Genomic DNA, 17,698 nt, shown 5'->3' with positions numbered 1-17,698 from the left:
TTACAATCATGAAAGACCGCATCAGGGAATTGATGGAAAAAAGCCAATCGAAATGATAAATCCGTTACCGAAATAAGTAACTTTTACAATTCGACGAAGGAGAAATCTCCGCGAGAAGCTCTACAAAGATTGGCGATTTTGCTTGTGGAATTACTTGTGAAGATTTCTCCTTCGTCGAAATGACAAAAAACACGAAATATCTTTGCGTCCTAGCGCCTTTGTGGCAAAACCTTAACGCGAAAGCTTTTCTTACTAATACCCATTTTAACACACTAAATTAAAGATTTCCTAGAAAAAACCGATTTTGATGCTTAATTTTGTAATCCGCAGAAAAAAAATGCGGAATTCTCAAACTTATAATGATGAACAAAACGGCGCAAATCAAAAAAAATCATCAATTCATTAAATTTCGAAAATTAGTTATTGTTTCTATCTTAATTGGCTTTCTTTCTGCCTTTCTCGGAATTTCACTAAAAAAAATAACCGAGTACTACGAAGAGATTTTCTTTCACGAAGTTTCAGTTCATCCCGTTTTTTACATCGTATTTCCTGTTTTTGGTTTGTCGGTAATTTATTTCTTAAGGCAATATCTTTTTAAGAAAAAAGAAAACAAAGGAATTAAAGAAGTTTTTGAAAGTACGCAAACGACAAAAAACCTACCTTCTTATAAAATTCCATCTCATTTCATAAATGGGTTGTTAACGGTTATTTTCGGTGGTTCTACAGGAATCGAAGTTTCTACTGTTGTAGCAACGGCAACTATTGGTTCTGTAGCGCACGAAAAAGAAAATGTTTTCCGTCAATACAAAACAGAGTTAATCTGTGCAGGTGTTGCTGCGGGTGTTACGGCACTTTTCAGCAGTCCGATTGCAGGAGTTTTATTTGCATTCGAAGTAATTTCTAGAAAAGTAACACGAGCATTTGTCATTTCTAATCTAATTGCAGTTTCTATTGCTTTTGGTTTATTGACCATTTTAAAAGAAGAGCCACTATTTGCAGTTTCCATCACAACATGGAATTTAAAAGCGATTCCTTACTTTATTCTTTTAGGAATTTTAGCGGGAATGAATTCTGTTTATTTAACTAAATGTGTTTTATTCATTAAATCACAATTTGGAAAAATCAACAAACATTATTACAAAATTATAATTGGTTCTGCGGTTTTAAGTATTTCACTTTTCTTTTTCCCACAATTATATGGCGAAGGTTATCACGCTATTAAAACAAGCTTTATTGCTCCAAACCAAATCATGACAATGACTTTGGCTTTAACTTTTATAGCTATCTTGATTTTAAAACCAATAGTTACTTCTATTACGCTAGCTTCTGGTGGCGATGGCGGTGTTTTTGCACCAAGCTTATTCATCGGAGCATTTTTAGGATTATTGTTGGCTTCTATCTTAAACAGCTTTTTCCATGTAAATGTAATTCCGGTTAATTTTATGATTATCGGAATGGCGGCTGTTTTGAGTGCGAGTATTCATGCTCCATTTACCGCTATTTTCTTGGTTTGCGGATTAACAAACGATTATACTTTATTTTTCCCAATTCTTGTGGTTTGTTTAATTTCAAAATACACTGCAAAAACAATTTATCCGTATACCGTTTATAGTTATTCTCCAAGTTTAGTTAAATAACTTCAGACTAATATAATCTGAAGATTAAAAACATACAGCAAAGTATATTTAAAAGCATAACGAATAAAATATAATACCATAATAATGCCAACTGAAAAAATAAAAAGAAGCTATCGCAAAACACGTTACATCCTTTATAAAGAAACTTTAATTGATTATAAAGAACACTTTTGGTCATTTTTAGGCTCATTTGTCGGAATCGGGATTTTAGCTTACGTTCAATCCATACATTTTTCTGGGTCTGATGCCGTTTATTTAATAGGTTCTTTTGGCGCTTCGAGCGTTTTAGTTTACGGAATTATTCAGAGTCCGTTTTCTCAGCCTCGAAATTTAGTCGGCGGACATGTAATTTCAGCTCTTGTTGGAGTTACTGTCAATAAATTGGTTCCCGATATTATGTGGATTGCTGCTCCTTTAGCGGTTTCAATCGCCATTATTTTAATGCAGATCACTAAAACGCTTCATCCGCCAGGAGGAGCAACGGCCTTAATTGCAGTTATTGGAACAGAAAAAGTAAAAGCACTTGGTTATATGTATGTTCTCTCTCCCGTTTTTACAGGAGTTATGATTTTACTTTTAACAGCCTTGGTTTTTAATAATATGACTTCAAGCAGAACTTATCCGAGTCACAGTACTTATCATAAGCATTACCATAAAATTAGAAAGAGATTGGCTAGAAAATAATTGCTTGTTTTTTATCCGATAGTCACCCTGAGCGAGGTCGAAGGGCTTTCTTATTTTTGCAGGGCTTCGACTTCGCTCAGCCTGACAAACTAATTGAAAATCAATTTTCTAAAATCTTTTCAACAAAACACAATTCAGAATTCGTATTTCGTTTTTTATATTTTACCTTTGACCTCTCAATAAAAACAAAGATTATGGTTTATAAATTTAGAGTTATTCTAGACGCCGAAGAAGATATTTTCAGAGACATTGCAATTCTTGAGGAAGATACCCTTGAGGATTTACATAATGCAATCTTCAACGCTTTTGGCTTTGACGGATCAGAAGTGGCTTCATTTTATACTTGTGATGACACTTGGAATCAAGAAGATGAAATTCCGCTTTTTGATACAGGAGATGTTCCTGGCGAAATGAGAACCATGAACGATTATCCGTTATCTAGTATTTTAGACAAAGAAAATACAAAGATTATCTACGTTTATGATTTCATCAGCATGTGGACTTTCTTAGTAGAATTGGCTGCTATCGAAGATGAAACTGTTGGAGCAACTTACCCAGAAACTTTATTCTCTCACGGTGAAATGCCAGACGAAGCTCTTGAAAAAAACTTCGAAGCCGATGACATGCACGACGATATCTACGGAGAATTTGAAGACGATCTAGACGAAGACGATCTTGATATGTTCGAAGGCGATGACAGCTTCGAAGATTATGGATTTGAGGAAAACTGGAATTAATCAAAGGCTCAAAGCTGCATAGGCACAAAGGTTCAAAGGTCTTTTAAAATCTGGCGATTTTAAATTTAATATTTTTCTTACTTTTATATTTTAATTTACTTTTGAATATAAAACATGAATACTTTTAGAAGCCTTTTTGTCTGGCAAAAATCAATGACCTTTGTTACAGAAATTTACCAATTAACAGCATCATTTCCAAAAGAAGAAATCTACGGATTAACTTCACAAATTAGAAGAAGCTCAGTTTCAATTCCCAGCAACATTGCTGAAGGTTATGGAAGAGATGGAGACAGCGATTATTTACGATTTTTGAATATCTCCATGTCATCCTTATTTGAAATACAAACACAATTGGAAATTTCTTTTAATTTAAATTTTTTAACTGAAAATCAATTTAATAAAATATTTGGTGACAGCAGGGAAATAGAAAGAATGTTAAGTTCTTTTATTCGAAAAATAAAAGACCGCAAATAACTTTGTCCCTTTGCACCTCTGAACCTCTGAACCTCAAAAAAAATGATCAACTTATTCAATACCCACATCGACACGCTGTCAATACACCGCGTAGGAAACAAGAGCCGTAACGAAGCTATTTTTTTATCAGAGCAGCCATTTAATCTTAATGATGAGATTGTTCCTTTGATAAAAGAATTCTTTTTTAAGCCTTTTAGAGAAAAAGAAGAAAACTATTATCAGTTTGCACACGAAGTGGACTTGGACTACAACGACATGTTTAAATATGCAACTGAGATTTTTGCTAATCCCTCAAATGTTCATGAAGTTTCTAAGAACATCACTAAGCATTTGTTTGAGCAATCAAACCACCCGCATATTAAAAACGGAGAGGTTTATGTAACTTATTTGACAAATCTAAGTATTGATAACAATGTTGTTGATGCAATCGGAATTTTCAAAAGCGAGTTGCAGGCTGACTTTTTACAGTTTGAAGAAAAAGAAAGCAACCTTGAAATGATTCTACAACAAGGAATCAATTTGAATAAATTGGATAAAGGATGTTTAATTTTCAACTTTAAAAAAGAAGAAGGATACAAAATCTTAACTGTAGACAGCAACCGTTATGATGCTCGTTATTGGTTAGAGCACTTTTTATCTGTTGATGCCTTTGAAGATGAAAATTTCATCACTAAAAAATATTTAAAATTCTGTCAAAACTTCGCAAAAGACGTTGTTTTGCCAGCCGAAGACAAGAAAGAGGAAGTAATGTTTATGAACCGATCTGTGAATTATTTCGCTAAAAATGATCAGTTTGAAGAGCAAAATTTCTTGAATGAAGTACTAGACAATCCTGATTTGATTCCTGAATTTAAGAACTATAAAGTTGATAAAGGAGAAAAATACAGCATCGAAGATGTAACCTCATTCCCAATTGCCAACGCAGCAGTTTCTGACGCTAGAAAATCGATTAAAAACGTTATTAATTTGGATACTCACATTCAGATTAAAATGGATTTTATCAACCCTGAAAGTGCAGAAAAATTTGTTGAAAAAGGCTGGGATGAAGAAAAACAAATGTATTACTACTTAGTTTACTTCAACAAAGAAGAGAAAAACTAAGTGTTTTCATTTTCTATTACTTACTTATTAATACAGAAAACGGCAGTTACAAATGTAACTGCCGTTTTTTTATTTTAACTCTTTTATATTTACAAAACAGAAAAAACTGCTTTTACAATATCGTCATAAACCTGTTTGTTTCTTTCGCCTGTACGAGCCAAAACACGAATTCCAGAATAATTATTGAAGATAAATCGAGCCAAAATCTTAGCGTCGAGCGCTTTCGAAATATGGCCTGTCTCCTGCCCTTTTTTAACTGCATTCGTAAAAACTTCTTCCATTGTCTGAGTGTTGTTTTTGACAATTTTAGCAATCTCTTCGTCGTGCATTGCCAATTCTACAGAAGAATTGACCATAAAACAGCCTTTTGTAATTCGGTCTTCCAAGCTTTCAATTACTGCTTGTTTAAAAATATTGTGAAACGTCTCCTTGACATTTTCAGATTTTTCTAAAAGTTCTTTTACAATATCTTGAGCTTGTTTTTGATAACGCTGTAAAGACTTTGAAAACAGCTTCTGTTTATCGCCAAAAGTATCGTACAAACTCGAACGGCTTAAACCCAAATGTGTTACCAAATCCTGAGCCGATGTTCCGTTATACCCTTTGTGCCAAAAAATTTCAATTGCTTTATCTAAAGCCTGATCTTCATTAAATTCTTTCGTTCTAGCCATGACATTCAAATTAAATTTATTTACAAAGATACAAAATACGGAACAATCGTTCCTGAATTAGTAAAAAAAATTATAACACCGTATTTACGATAAGTCCGCCGTCAACCACAATCTCAGATCCAGTAATAAATGAAGCATCGTCTGAAGCTAAGAAACTAACTGTTTTGGCAACTTCAGCAGATTGTCCAAAACGTTTTAATAAAATCTTTTCGCCTAAAGCAGATCCTAATCCTTCTACTTCTTCTTTTTCTAAACCAACTTTTCCGTACAATGGTGTTTCAATTGGACCAGGCGAAACAGCGTTTACTCTAATTTTTCTTGAAGCCAATTCTACAGCAAAAACTTTATTCAAAGATAATACAGCAGCTTTACTTGCAGCATAAACACTAGAATTTGGCATTCCAACATGAGCATTTACAGAAGTATTAAAGATAATTGAACCGCCGTCATTTAAAATTGGAAGCACTTTTTGAACTGTAAAATAAACTCCTTTTACGTTAACATTCATGATACTGTCGTAATGATCTTCTGATGCTGAATCTAACGGTGCAAAAGCAGCAATTCCAGCGTTTAAGAATAAAATATCAACTTTTCCGAATTTTGATTTTACTTCTTCAACTAAATTGTCAATTGATTTTAAATCTGATTGATCTGCAACTATTCCAGTAACATTTAATTCTGATTCGGCCTTTGCCAAAGCTTCTTTATTTCTTCCTGTTACAATTACTTTTGCACCTTTTGCTGCCAATTCAGCAGCTGCTGCGTATCCAATTCCACTGTTTCCACCTGTCACGATTGCTACTTTGTTTTCTAAATTTTTCATTTTTATTATTCTTTTAAGTTATTGATTATTCAATTATTATGGTACAAAGATATAATAACGGAACGATCGTTCCGTTATTATTGATGTTAATTTTTTGTTAAAACAAAATACAACCTTTCAAATGTCTTTATTTATAAGGGTATCAACTATTTAACTATAAACGAAAGAAATTATAAAATATCGGATATTCTTAATTTATGCTTAATTTTGTATTAAAAAATAACTCAGATGGATATTCAATTTTTTAAAGAAAGTCCTTTTACCACTATAATTTCATTTCATAAGCTTATTGAATCTTTTGAAGAAATTGCATTGTCAGACGTTGATTACAGATCAAATTATGCAAAAGCAATTTTAGAGCAAATTGAACTAATTCCGGAACTTAGGACTGGAATCCAGGATTATTCGGTTATCAAAAACAATGAAGCTTTAATTAAAAACATATTAGCCGATTTATTTCCGACTGCATTGACGCACAACGAGATAAAAGCGGTAACGATTCCTTTTCAGAACATCTCTTTCAATTACACAGAGCGTTTCAAGAAAATCTTGAAGAATGCTGGTGACGAATTTTATATGGAAATTCGTGATTTTAGCGATCATCAATTCTACATTAATAATTGCTGTCTAATTTTAAGCTATTATTACAATCAGCGTATTGATTTTAATCAACCTTTTTTCTATGATATTCCAGATGAAAATGGCGTAGAAAAGCATTATAGAATTTTATATAATGCTGATTTTATGGAAATTATTCCAACTGAAAACTCTGTACCATTAACTCAAGAAGATATTGATCAATTAATAGATAATTATAACGATATTAATTTGTGGAAATCTAAATTCCCAGTGGGAAGCTGGATTTTAAGAGGTTTCGGAATTGTTTCCTTGTTTGATGCCACAACAGAAAGTGCTATTTCGATCTTGAAAAGTAATTTGCTTAAACCTGGACCAAAAACAGTTGAAACAGATCAAGAAGTTTCTAATATTTTTCAGTCCATTTTTAATCTTCCAAATTTAAAAGTTGGGTTTATTATTTACAATCCTGAAGAAGAGAAATTTATTAGACCAGCTAAATACGAAAATCAAATGAAGAGTTTTTTACTTTCTGCCGATCAGGAAGTAGATTGTAAAAATGCTTTTTTTGGATGTTCTTTCGAAAATTTATTGGATAAAAATGAGCCTTTCGTTATTTCTAATGTGAGCAAATTCACTGAAGAACAGACGAATAAAAAACTTGGTGAGCATTTACTTTCACAAGGTATTCAAAGTTGCATATTTGCGCCAGTTATAAAAAACGGGCATTTATTAGGAGTTGTAGAATTAGTTTCTCAAAATACACGAGATCTTAATAGTGTGAATGCCACAAAACTAGATTTGGTTCTGCCATACTTAACTGATACTATTGATCGTGTCAATACCGACATGCAGCATCAGATTGAAGCGATTATTCAGCGAGAATATACTACAATACATCCAAGTGTATACTGGAAATTTAAAAGAGAATCTCAGAATTATTTCCAAAATATGAATCATACTAAAGATTATATTTTTAAAGAAATTGTTTTTAAAAATGTATATCCGCTGTATGGACAAATTGATATTAAAGGTTCTTCTGAACATCGTAATGAAACGGTAAAAATTGATTTAAAAAGTCAATTGACTGCTCTTATGGAAATTTTTGATAACCAAGAAGAAAACTCAAATTTAGTTCTTCTTGAGCAAAGAAAATTTGAATTGGAATCGCTTCGAAGCGAGTTGGATTATCCACTAAAAGCAGATACAGAACAGCACATTCAGCGCTATATAGAAGAAGAAATTCATCCGATACTGAAAAATACTAAAAGCAATCCTAAATCTGAAAAGTTAGAACAATTGTACTTTGATAGTTTAGATGAAAAAACTGGAATGTTTTATCAGGAAAGAAAGAAATTTGACAATGCCATGTCGATCATCAATAAAAGACTGGCAACGGTTTTAGATAGAAAACAAGTTGAAGCACAGCAGATTTATCCGCATTATTACGAGCGCTTTAAAACAGATGGTGTTGAACACAACTTATATATAGGAGCTTCAATTTCGCCAACAAAACCATTCGATATTATGTATCTCCATAATCTTCGTTTATGGCAATTGCAGACTTTATGCGAAATGGAACTGGAACACCATGAGCTTAAAGAATCTCTTCCATACGAATTGGATGTTACTTCGTTAATTCTTGTTTTCAGCTCTGCACTTTCTATCCGTTTCAGAATGGACGAAAAACGTTTTGATGTTGATGGAACTTACAATGCGAGATATGAAGTCGTAAAAAAACGAATTGACAAATCGCATATTAAAGGGACAAACGAAAGAATTACTGAAAAAGAGAAAATCACAATTGTTTACTCTCAAAATAGTGAAGAAGCAGAATATTTAAAATACATTAAATATTTGCAGCATAAAAAAGTTCTTGAACCATCAATAGAGCAATTTGAAGTTGAAGATCTTCAGGGAGTTTCAGGTTTGAGAGCGATTCGTGTAAAAGTAATCAACAATAATTCAAACCCAGGAATTAAAAAAATAACCTATCAGGATTTATTAGATGAGCTCAACTAAATAGTTGAGCTTTTTTTACAACTTAACGTTTAAAAACTTTGTCAAAGTTTGAAACTTTGACAAAGTTAATTAGCTTTAAATTGACTTAAAAGCAATCACAAACGCAATCACCGTTATGATTATTCCGAACATAAAAAAGTTATAGGCAATTCGGAGTAAATTATATTTTCGCTGTAAAACCAATCCCAAGTAATACAAATCTTTGATCATGGTTGAATACAGATAATCACGATCTTTCATCATTTCATTCATTGCCCAATCATAATCTTCGAGAGGCATTTTATAGAAATTTCCGAAAAACATTAAATTCACTTTTTTAGCTTCAACATCATCTCGCGTAAAAAATCCCGATGTTACTTTTGGACGTGTAGAAAGAATCGCAAAAATAATCGTAATTACACTCGACATTAGCATAATAAACGTAGGCACAACTAAATGTGCATTTTTCGGACTATCCAGTTTCGGAATAATAGACGAAAGAGCAATCGAAATGATAATCGCATTTACCGACAGTAAAATATTGGCTTTACTATCGGCAATTCCGCTTAAACGGGTATGGTTACCAAGCGTTACACGAAATAAAGTGTCGATTCCGCGATCAGGCTTTTCGGCTTTTTCAGCTTTTTCTTTCTTCTTATTTTCTTCTTCGAGTGCTGCGGCAGCTTTCAATTCCTGTTTGTTTATTTTTTTCTGAATCAATAAAAGATTTTTTTCTTTCAGTGGTTGCCATTTTCGCAACGCATAATCTGTATAAAATCTATGTTTATTCAATAAAAAGTTCAGATTTTCTCTAGTCCATTCTTCATTAGAAAAACTCACAATTCCTGCATTTTTCAATTCCAAACGCAATAACTCGCAAGTTGTAGCATATTCTTCACCCATTAAATGCGCGTAATCTGCATCTCTAATAATTTTCTCCAAATGCGTTCTAGGCTTATATTCTTTAACAGTAGCAAGAATCAAACTTGAAACAAGCGCAATAAACTCTTCCGATTTTCCTTTTTCACGCAAGAAGCTGGCAGCAATTTCGGTGCTTTTCTTTTCATGATTCTCATATCCTTCAATATAGCCCGTATCATGAAACCATGCTGCAACCAAAAGTGCTTCCTTATCCTCACCGTCTACATCTTCTTTTTTACAAAGTTCTTTTACTGCTGTAACAACTGTAAAAGTATGATTAAAATTATGGTAAGAATATAAATTAGAAAGTTTATCTTTGAGTAAATTACTCACGAAATCTTCGGATTGTTCTATTAGATTCATAAAGAATATTTTTATACCACTAAATTATGAAATTGTTTTTGGATAATCATTTTATTGCTAAGATTAAAAACTGTTTGTTAGCAATAGTGGCACTATTCATCGTTTATTCCTGTGCAACACGCAAACCTCAATACGGAAAAAATGTTAGTGCCAACGAAACAGAAAACGCAACAGATACTATAAAAATTGCACATACTTTTTTTCTTGTTGGCGATGCTGGAAATGCCGATGAAGAACAGGCGCAACAAACACTAGAACTTCTACATCAGAAGCTTAAAAAAGCGAGTAAGAAATCTACTCTTCTTTTCTTAGGTGACAACATTTACCCGAAGGGTTTTCCCAGTGATAAGCATCCAGAAGACAAAGCTTTAGCAGAGACTAAACTTACAAATCAATTAAAATTAACCGAAGGTTTTAAAGGAAAAACAATTGTAATTCCTGGAAATCATGATTGGTACAGTGGTATCAAAGGTCTAGAACGTCAGGCTGATTTTGTAACCAAATATTTGAATGATAAAAAGGGCTTTCTTCCGAGAAAATCTTGTCCAATTGAAAACGTAAAAATTGACAGTACGACTACTTTGATAGCTGTTGATAGTGAGTGGTTTCTTGAAGACTGGAACGATCACCCAACTATCAATGACAATTGCGAAATCAAAACCAGAGAAGCTTTTTTTGAAGAGCTAGAAGGTCTTTTAAACAAAAATCAGGAAAAAACAGTTGTTTTAGCCATTCATCATCCGTTATTAAGCAACGGAACACATGGCGGGCAATTTTCGTTAGAAAAACAATTATTTCCTTTAGAGCAAAAAATTCCGCTTCCTGTAATTGGCTCATTCATTAATCTAGTTCGAAAAACATCTGGAGTTAGCCCGCAAGACATTCAAAACAAACAATATACCATTTACGCTAAAAGAATTAAAACACTTTTGCAAAAGCAGAAAAATGTAATTGTAGTTTCTGGTCACGATCATAATTTACAGTATATCAGCAAAGAAAATATTCAACAGATTATTAGCGGTGCAGGATCAAAATCAGAAGCAGCCAGAGCTATTAGTCCGTATGATTTTTCATATGGCGGAAATGGTTATGCAACACTAACGATGTTTAAGAGCGGAGATGCAAAAGTTTCTTTTTATGGAAATGAAAATGGCAAAGAAAAGCTGCTTTTTGAACGCGAAATTATAAAAGCTAAAGAAATTAACTGGGCTTCTGATATTCCAAACAAATTTCCTGCAAAAGTAACCACTTCGATTTATTCTCCAGAAATGACTCAAAAAGGGGCATTTCACAGATTTTTATTTGGACAACATTATAGAAAATATTATAGTCTTCCAATTGAAGCTACAACGGCTACAGTCGATACTTTAAAAGGAGGCTTAAAGCCAATTCGTGAAGGCGGAGGACATCAATCTGTTTCTTTGAGAATGTCTGATCCTCAAGGTCGTGAATATATCATGCGTGCGATGAAGAAAAGCGCAACGGTATTTTTACAGTCAGTAGCTTTTAAAGATCAATATGTGGTGAATGAATTTGAAAAAACATACGCCGAAGATTTCTTATTTGATTTTTACACTACTTCTCATCCTTATTCCTCTTTTGCAATCGGCAGTATGTCTGATCAGATTGGACTTAGACATACAAATCCTATTTTATATTATATTCCGAAGCAAAATGGTTTGGGTGAATTTAATGCGAGTTTTGGAGACCAATTATATATGGTTGAAGAAAGACCTGCAGATAATCATCTTGACGGGAAAAATTTCGGAAAGCCAAGCAACATCATTGGAACTGATGATATGATGCTGAATCTTCATAAAGACGAAAAATATACTGTCGATGAAAAAGAATATATCAAAGCGCGTTTGTTTGATATTCTTTTAGGAGATTGGGATCGTCACAGTGATCAATGGCGTTGGGCTGAATATAAAGCAGATGGAAAAGTAATTTACAGACCAATTCCACGTGACCGTGATCAGGCTTTTGTAAAATACGACGGTGCTTTGCTTTCGCTTATAATGAATATGCCTCCGCTTCGTCATATGCGAACTTTTAAAGGTGACAGAATCAATGTGAAATGGCTTGGAAGAGAGCCGTACCCTATGGATTTAGCATTTCTAAAAACTGCCGGAGAAAAAGAATGGGTGGAACAAGCTAAATATATTCAGGAAAACTTAACTGACGCAGATATTGATTTGGCTTTCAAAAATATGCCAAAAGAAGTTCAGGACGAAACGGTTGATGAAATCAAAGCGAAGCTAAAAAGCAGAAAAAAAGATCTTCAGAAATATGCTCGTGAGTATTCTGATGTCTTAGATAAAACCGTTATGATTGCAGGAACAGACAAAAAAGACAAGTTTGTTTTAAATCATAATGTGAAGAAAGGAATTGAGATTCAAGTTTTCAGAATTAAAAAAGAAAGCGATGAATTACTTTATACCAAAAATGTAACGGACGATAAAACCAAAAATCTTTGGATTTACGGACTAGACGATAATGATATTTTTGAAGTAAAAGGAAACGAAAAATCGAACATTAAAATTCGCTTGATTGGGGGTCAGAATAACGATACTTATAACATCGAAAACGGAAGAAAGGTTATTGTTTATGATTTTAAATCAAAAGAAAACACATACAATCTTGATTCTAAAACACAAACCCAGCTTACAGACGATTACGAAGTTAATGCCTACAATTACGAAAGACCAAAATACAATGTAATTTCAGGTCTTCCAAACATTGGTTATAATCCAGATGATGGTGTAAAAGTTGGAGTTAATGTAAATTATACGGTTAACAATTTTAAGCAAAATCCGTACACTCAAAGACATATTTTTAATGCTTTCTACTATTTTGCTACTGGCGGTTTAGAGTTTAATTATGCGGCACATTTCCCTGGTCTATTAGGAAAATGGGTTATTGATGTGGAATCATTATATACGACTCCAAATTTTGCTATGAACTATTTTGGTTACGGAAATGAATCGCAATACGATGACGATTTGGGGATGGATTACAATCGTGTTCGCATTAGAAAATTTAATGCTTCGGGAGCCATTCGTCACGTTGGACGCTATGGAAGCGAATTTAGCATCCAACCTATTTTCCAAAGAATGACTGTTGAAGATACTGAAAACAGATATATCAATATTCCTGGAATTGTAAATCCTAATGTATTTGATAGTCAGAATTTTGGAAGCTTAAAAGTGAAATATTTATTTAAAAATTCAGATTTTGCTGCGAAACCAACTTTAGGAATGGCTTTTATGATTGCGGCAACTTGGACAACTAATTTGGATGATACTAAGAAGAATTTCCCAACGTTGGAAAGTTTCTTAGGTTTTACTCATAAAATTGATCATAACGGTAAATTGATATTGGCCACTTACGTTAAAGGAAAAGCTATTTTCAATAATAATTATGAATTCTACCAAGGTGCTTCTCTAGGTGGAGATACCGATTTACGTGGTTATAGAAATGAGCGTTTCTTAGGAAGTTCGTATTTCTCTCAAAGCTCTGATTTACGTTTAAGCATTGGAAAAATCCGCAAAACGATTGTTCCTTTTACTTACGGAATTTTAGGTGGTTTCGACTATGGAAGAGTTTGGCTTGATGGTGAAAATTCTAAAAAATGGCACCAAGATTACGGCGGCGGACTTTGGCTGAATGCCATAAATGTTATTACCGCAAGAATCTCTTATTTTAAATCCCCTGACGAAATTGGAAGATTGATTTTTGGAGCGGCATATAGCTTTTAGTTAGGTGCAAAGGCACATAGAGACAAAGGTCCAAAGGGTTTTAGATAACAGCTAAAAACCTTTGGACCTTTGTTCCTTTGCAACTTTGAACCTTAATTAAAGTTTAAACTCATAAACATTCCCTCCTATTTTGTTTGTTTTTTCGTCGGCGATGAGTAAAGTATTATTGTCTTTAAAAACGATGGCTTCTTTTTGAGAAAAGTGATTTAGTTCTATTTGTGTTTGAGTTCCTTTATGATATAAATCTCCTTTGAAGTTTTTAAACAAAAGCACTTTATCATGGCTTAATAAAGCTACTTTTTTTCCGTCGGGACTTATTGTAGCACTTGTAAGCACACAATGATTGTAATTGCTGCAAGTTTTAAACTCTCCTATTCTAACTGCTTTTTGAGTTCCTGCAGCATTTTTTATTTTGTATATAAAAGCTGTTCCGTCAAAACCTTTGCTTCTGTTTTTCGTAAAAAGATAAAAATAGCCTCCTTGCTCGAAGAAACCTTCAACATCGTAGAACATTTCTTTTTTCTTTGGCGGAAATTCTTTTTGTTCTGGATATGAAAATGAAATTTTATATTCAGCTTTAGCCACTTCATTATTCAATTGATTTTTTGCCACTTTATAAATGCATAAATCCCTTCTTTCGTTATCATTATTTCCAAAGTCTCCTATGTAAATATTTCCAGATTTATCTTTTGTAATATCTTCCCAATCTACATTTGTGGCATTTGAAATCGTGATGGTTTTGGTTAATTTCCCACTAGAATCAATAGCATAAATGGCATTTTTATTCCCGCTATCTTCCAAAGTGTAAAGCGTTTTGGTTTCAGGAAAATAAGTAATTCCAGAAACCTCTTTTAATTTTTTCGGAAGTGCATAAAGTTCTTTTAAATCAGAACCAGATTGTTTTTGGCAAGCCAGTAAAACGATAGAAGCAATTATTAAAAAAGATTTTTTCATGATATTATTTTTTTATTTTGCCACAGATTAAAAAGATTAGAATGATTTGAAAATCCTTTTAATCTGTGAAATCTGTGGCTAAAACTTTAAACTAAGTTAGTATTTTTAAAATTACGGGTAATAAATTCAAACGCGGCATGCATGACATGTCCCATCGATTTTGCATTTTTAAATTTCATATCGTTCGTATAACGATAGAGCTCCATTTTTAATTGCAGTAAATGTTCCTGCGTTGAAATAGTATCGTGGCACATAATATTCAATAATTTTTTGATTCTCGTTTCGGCCGAATGAATACGTTTTGCCAAAATCGCTCTCTCTTCATCTTTATATTGAATAATCGAACGGTCTTCTAATTTCTCTTTGATCAACTGAATCATTGGAGAATTTTCCTTAAAAAACTGCGGACGATATACTTTAAAGTTTCCTTCGTAACATTGCTGGTCAAAATCAATTGGACGGATTTTATAGACGACTTGATCAAAATCGTGTATTGGAACAATTACATAATTGTACGCACGCATGTCACCCAAAAGACGAATCATACAGCGTTCGTTAAATTTTACAAACTCTTTCGCAATTTGCGCTTTTTCCATTTCACTGCATTTATCAAGCAGCGTATCCATAAAAACATCGCCTGGAATTCCGATAATATGCTCTTCGATCAAAGTGTCTTTATAAACCAGAAAATTAATTTTATCTGGCGAAAGAATATCTTCCAGTTCTAATCCGTAAATACGAGAAGCATCGGCTTTTTTAATGTAAAAATGGACATAGTTATCATTCAGAATATTTCGGACTTTAATTCTAAAAGGTTTCGAATTCCCGAAAGTGCAATAATCAATAGCATCCACATTGAGATACTGAATAATCTCATTATTTCCATCAGAATGCAGAAGCGAATATATTTTCTTTAGATTTAAATCAATTTCATTACGCTCAAATTCGCCGTAATATACCCGAATCCAAAGCGTGTCGGTATCATTTTTATCATAAACATTTATCGAACCCGAAAAACGCAGCAAGTCATCATAAAACACAGAAACTTTAGAAATACGTTCGTATCGTTCTAAATAGCTTAAAAGTGGCTGTGTTAAAGGGTAAGACGGTTTTTTTAAAACCATTAAAGGCTCGCTCATTTTGAATATCTTTATTACAAATTTACGTCAATACGATTTAAAGTTAGAATTTAAAGTAACAAAAATCAACTTGGCTCGTCATACTAAAAACTAAAACCAGAAAAATTTGGAAACCATATTAACCATTGAGAATTTAAGTAAAAGATACGGCCGAATTCAGGCTTTGAAAAATGTATCTTTTCAAATACAAAAAGGTCGTGTTTATGGCATTCTAGGCCCAAACGGCAGCGGAAAATCGACTACATTAGGAATTGTATTGAATGTTGTTAATAAATCGTCTGGCAGTTATCGTTGGTTTGATGGCAATGTTGAAACTCATGACGCTCTGAAAAAAGTGGGCGCTATTATAGAAAGACCTAATTTCTATCCGTATATGACGGCTGAGCAAAATCTGAAATTGGTTTGCAAAATCAAAAATATCAATTATTCTAAAGTTAATGAAAAACTGGAATTAGTAGGTTTGATTGAAAGAAAAGACAGCAAGTTCAGTACTTTTTCTTTAGGAATGAAACAGCGTTTGGCTATTGCATCGGCGCTTTTAAACGATCCAGAAATTTTAATTCTAGACGAACCAACCAACGGATTAGATCCACAAGGAATTCATCAGATTCGCGATATCATCAAAAAAATTGCTTCGCAAGGAACTACTATTTTACTTGCTTCACATTTATTGGACGAGGTAGAAAAAGTATGCTCACAGGTAATTGTTTTAAGAAAAGGCGAAGTTTTATATTCGGGTTCTGTTGATGGAATGTCTTCAAATGAAGGCTTCTTTGAAGTGCAGTCAAATGATAATTTAGTTTTAAAATCTGCTTTGCAAGAACATCCTGCTGTAGATAGAATTTCTGAAGAAGACGGCAAAGTTCTGGTTTACCTAAAATCAGATCTATCGGCTTCAGACTTAAATCAGTTTTTGTTTTCTAAAAACATTGTTTTAAGCCATTTAGTAAAACGCAAAAACAGTTTGGAAGCACAATTTTTAGAATTAACCAAAAACGCCATCGCCCAAAAGAACTAAACCATGAAAAGACTTCTCTCTATAGAATTACAAAAAATCTGGATGAATAAAGCCAGTAAAATATTAACGCTAACTTACTTTATATTACTTTCTTTTATAGCTTTAATTGCTGTAATAAAATTTGACATAGGCCCATTCAAATTTCATTTGGCAGAAATGGGAATCTTTAATTTTCCGTTTATCTGGCATTTCAACACTTATGTTGCTGCTTGGCTAAAATTCTTTCTAGCCATTGTAATTGTTTCGATGATGGCCAATGAATATAGCTACGGGACTTTAAAACAAAACCTAATTGATGGTCTTAGCAAAAAAGAATTTATTCTATCTAAATTCTTAACGGTAGTTTTATTTGCATTTGTCTCTACTGTTTTTGTCTTTGTAATGAGTTTAATTCTAGGATTATGCTTTTCTTCTTATACAGAGTTTGGTATTATTTTTAGCGATTTAGATTATCTTTTGGCTTTTTTTGTAAAACTGACTGGATTCTTCTCATTCTGTTTATTTTTAGGAATTTTAGTAAAACGTTCTGCTTTTGCACTAGGTTTTCTTTTAGTTTGGAATATCATTGAGGCAATTATAAGAGGCACTTTAGCCTTTAAAATTTTCCCAAACAGCGATACTGACAAAAAAATTACGCAGTTTCTACCTTTAGAATCAATGTCAAATTTAATTGTAAATCCAGGCCCGAGATTATCTGTTGTTAAAAACATTGGCACGCAAATGGGAATTGAAACTGATGCTGACTTTAGCGTTGATTATTTCGCTGTTTTTATTGTTTTGATCTGGACTTTTCTATTTATTTATTTTTCTTACAAATTATTAAAAAATAGAGATTTGTAGT

General features: G+C 32.9%; 14 protein-coding genes. 9 read left to right on the top strand and 5 right to left on the bottom strand.

Translation table 11 applies throughout. The features are described 5' to 3' along the window. The first annotated feature begins 362 nt into the window (after positions 1–362). The 5 genes from ABXT06_RS22060 to ABXT06_RS22040 all read left to right on the top strand — a co-directional run bounded on the left by ABXT06_RS22060 (position 363) and on the right by ABXT06_RS22040 (position 4,633). The gene (locus ABXT06_RS22060; protein WP_354592662.1) at positions 363–1,637 is read left to right on the top strand and encodes a chloride channel protein; all 1,275 of its coding nucleotides are present in this window, start codon (positions 363–365) and stop codon (positions 1,635–1,637) included. Between the two features lie 84 nt (positions 1,638–1,721). Beyond that, positions 1,722–2,321, top strand: coding sequence for an HPP family protein (locus ABXT06_RS22055; RefSeq protein WP_354592660.1), 600 nt, complete (start codon positions 1,722–1,724; stop codon positions 2,319–2,321). 194 nt (positions 2,322–2,515) lie between these two features. Next, positions 2,516–3,058, top strand: a complete 543-nt coding sequence (locus ABXT06_RS22050) for an IS1096 element passenger TnpR family protein (RefSeq protein ID WP_111363315.1) — start codon at positions 2,516–2,518, stop codon at positions 3,056–3,058. A gap of 114 nt (positions 3,059–3,172) precedes the next feature. Then, entirely contained in the window at positions 3,173–3,532 is a 360-nt protein-coding gene (locus ABXT06_RS22045) for a four helix bundle protein (protein WP_354592659.1), read from the top strand. Positions 3,533–3,574: 42 nt separating this feature from the next. Further along, positions 3,575–4,633 (top strand): nucleoid-associated protein, encoded by a 1,059-nt coding sequence (locus ABXT06_RS22040; protein ID WP_354592658.1) that lies wholly within the window; start codon positions 3,575–3,577, stop codon positions 4,631–4,633. Positions 4,634–4,722: 89 nt separating this feature from the next. Here ABXT06_RS22040 and ABXT06_RS22035 read toward each other — a convergent pair whose 3' ends face one another. Both ABXT06_RS22035 and ABXT06_RS22030 read right to left on the bottom strand, forming a co-directional pair. Further along, positions 4,723–5,304 (bottom strand): TetR/AcrR family transcriptional regulator, encoded by a 582-nt coding sequence (locus ABXT06_RS22035; protein ID WP_354592657.1) that lies wholly within the window; start codon positions 5,302–5,304, stop codon positions 4,723–4,725. A 70-nt stretch (positions 5,305–5,374) separates the two neighbouring features. After that, positions 5,375–6,127, bottom strand: a complete 753-nt coding sequence (locus ABXT06_RS22030; RefSeq protein WP_354592656.1) for an SDR family oxidoreductase — start codon at positions 6,125–6,127, stop codon at positions 5,375–5,377. Positions 6,128–6,355: 228 nt separating this feature from the next. On the opposite strand from ABXT06_RS22030, the gene ABXT06_RS22025 reads away from it, so the two are divergent. Continuing rightward, positions 6,356–8,725 carry a GAF domain-containing protein gene (locus ABXT06_RS22025; protein ID WP_354592655.1) on the top strand — a complete coding sequence of 790 codons (2,370 nt, stop codon included), beginning with the start codon at positions 6,356–6,358 and terminating at the stop codon, positions 8,723–8,725. A gap of 75 nt (positions 8,726–8,800) precedes the next feature. Here the strand turns inward: ABXT06_RS22025 and ABXT06_RS22020 are convergent, their stop codons facing one another. Further along, entirely contained in the window at positions 8,801–9,988 is a 1,188-nt protein-coding gene (locus ABXT06_RS22020; protein WP_354592654.1) for a Pycsar system effector family protein, read from the bottom strand. Positions 9,989–10,014: 26 nt separating this feature from the next. Here ABXT06_RS22020 and ABXT06_RS22015 point away from each other — a divergent pair, with 26 nt between their 5' ends. Next, positions 10,015–13,746 carry a metallophosphoesterase gene (locus ABXT06_RS22015; protein WP_354592653.1) on the top strand — a complete coding sequence of 1,244 codons (3,732 nt, stop codon included), beginning with the start codon at positions 10,015–10,017 and terminating at the stop codon, positions 13,744–13,746. A 96-nt stretch (positions 13,747–13,842) separates the two neighbouring features. Here the strand turns inward: ABXT06_RS22015 and ABXT06_RS22010 are convergent, their stop codons facing one another. Further along, positions 13,843–14,700: an SdiA-regulated domain-containing protein gene (locus ABXT06_RS22010; RefSeq protein WP_354592652.1), complete on the bottom strand. Its 858-nt coding sequence runs from the start codon at positions 14,698–14,700 to the stop codon at positions 13,843–13,845. 86 nt (positions 14,701–14,786) lie between these two features. After that, complete coding sequence (locus ABXT06_RS22005; RefSeq protein WP_354592651.1) at positions 14,787–15,839, bottom strand: hypothetical protein; 1,053 nt, start codon at positions 15,837–15,839, stop codon at positions 14,787–14,789. 106 nt (positions 15,840–15,945) lie between these two features. On the opposite strand from ABXT06_RS22005, the gene ABXT06_RS22000 reads away from it, so the two are divergent. Together ABXT06_RS22000 and ABXT06_RS21995 are read left to right on the top strand one after the other, a co-directional pair. Then, positions 15,946–16,857 (top strand): ABC transporter ATP-binding protein, encoded by a 912-nt coding sequence (locus ABXT06_RS22000; protein WP_354592650.1) that lies wholly within the window; start codon positions 15,946–15,948, stop codon positions 16,855–16,857. 3 nt (positions 16,858–16,860) lie between these two features. Further along, the gene (locus ABXT06_RS21995) at positions 16,861–17,697 is read left to right on the top strand and encodes an ABC transporter permease (protein ID WP_354592649.1); all 837 of its coding nucleotides are present in this window, start codon (positions 16,861–16,863) and stop codon (positions 17,695–17,697) included. The last annotated feature ends 1 nt before the right edge of the window (position 17,698 follow it).

Source organism: Flavobacterium sp. UW10123 (assembly GCF_040538975.1).
Lineage (GTDB): Bacteria > Bacteroidota > Bacteroidia > Flavobacteriales > Flavobacteriaceae > Flavobacterium.
This window is presented reverse-complemented; position numbering and strand designations above follow the sequence as displayed.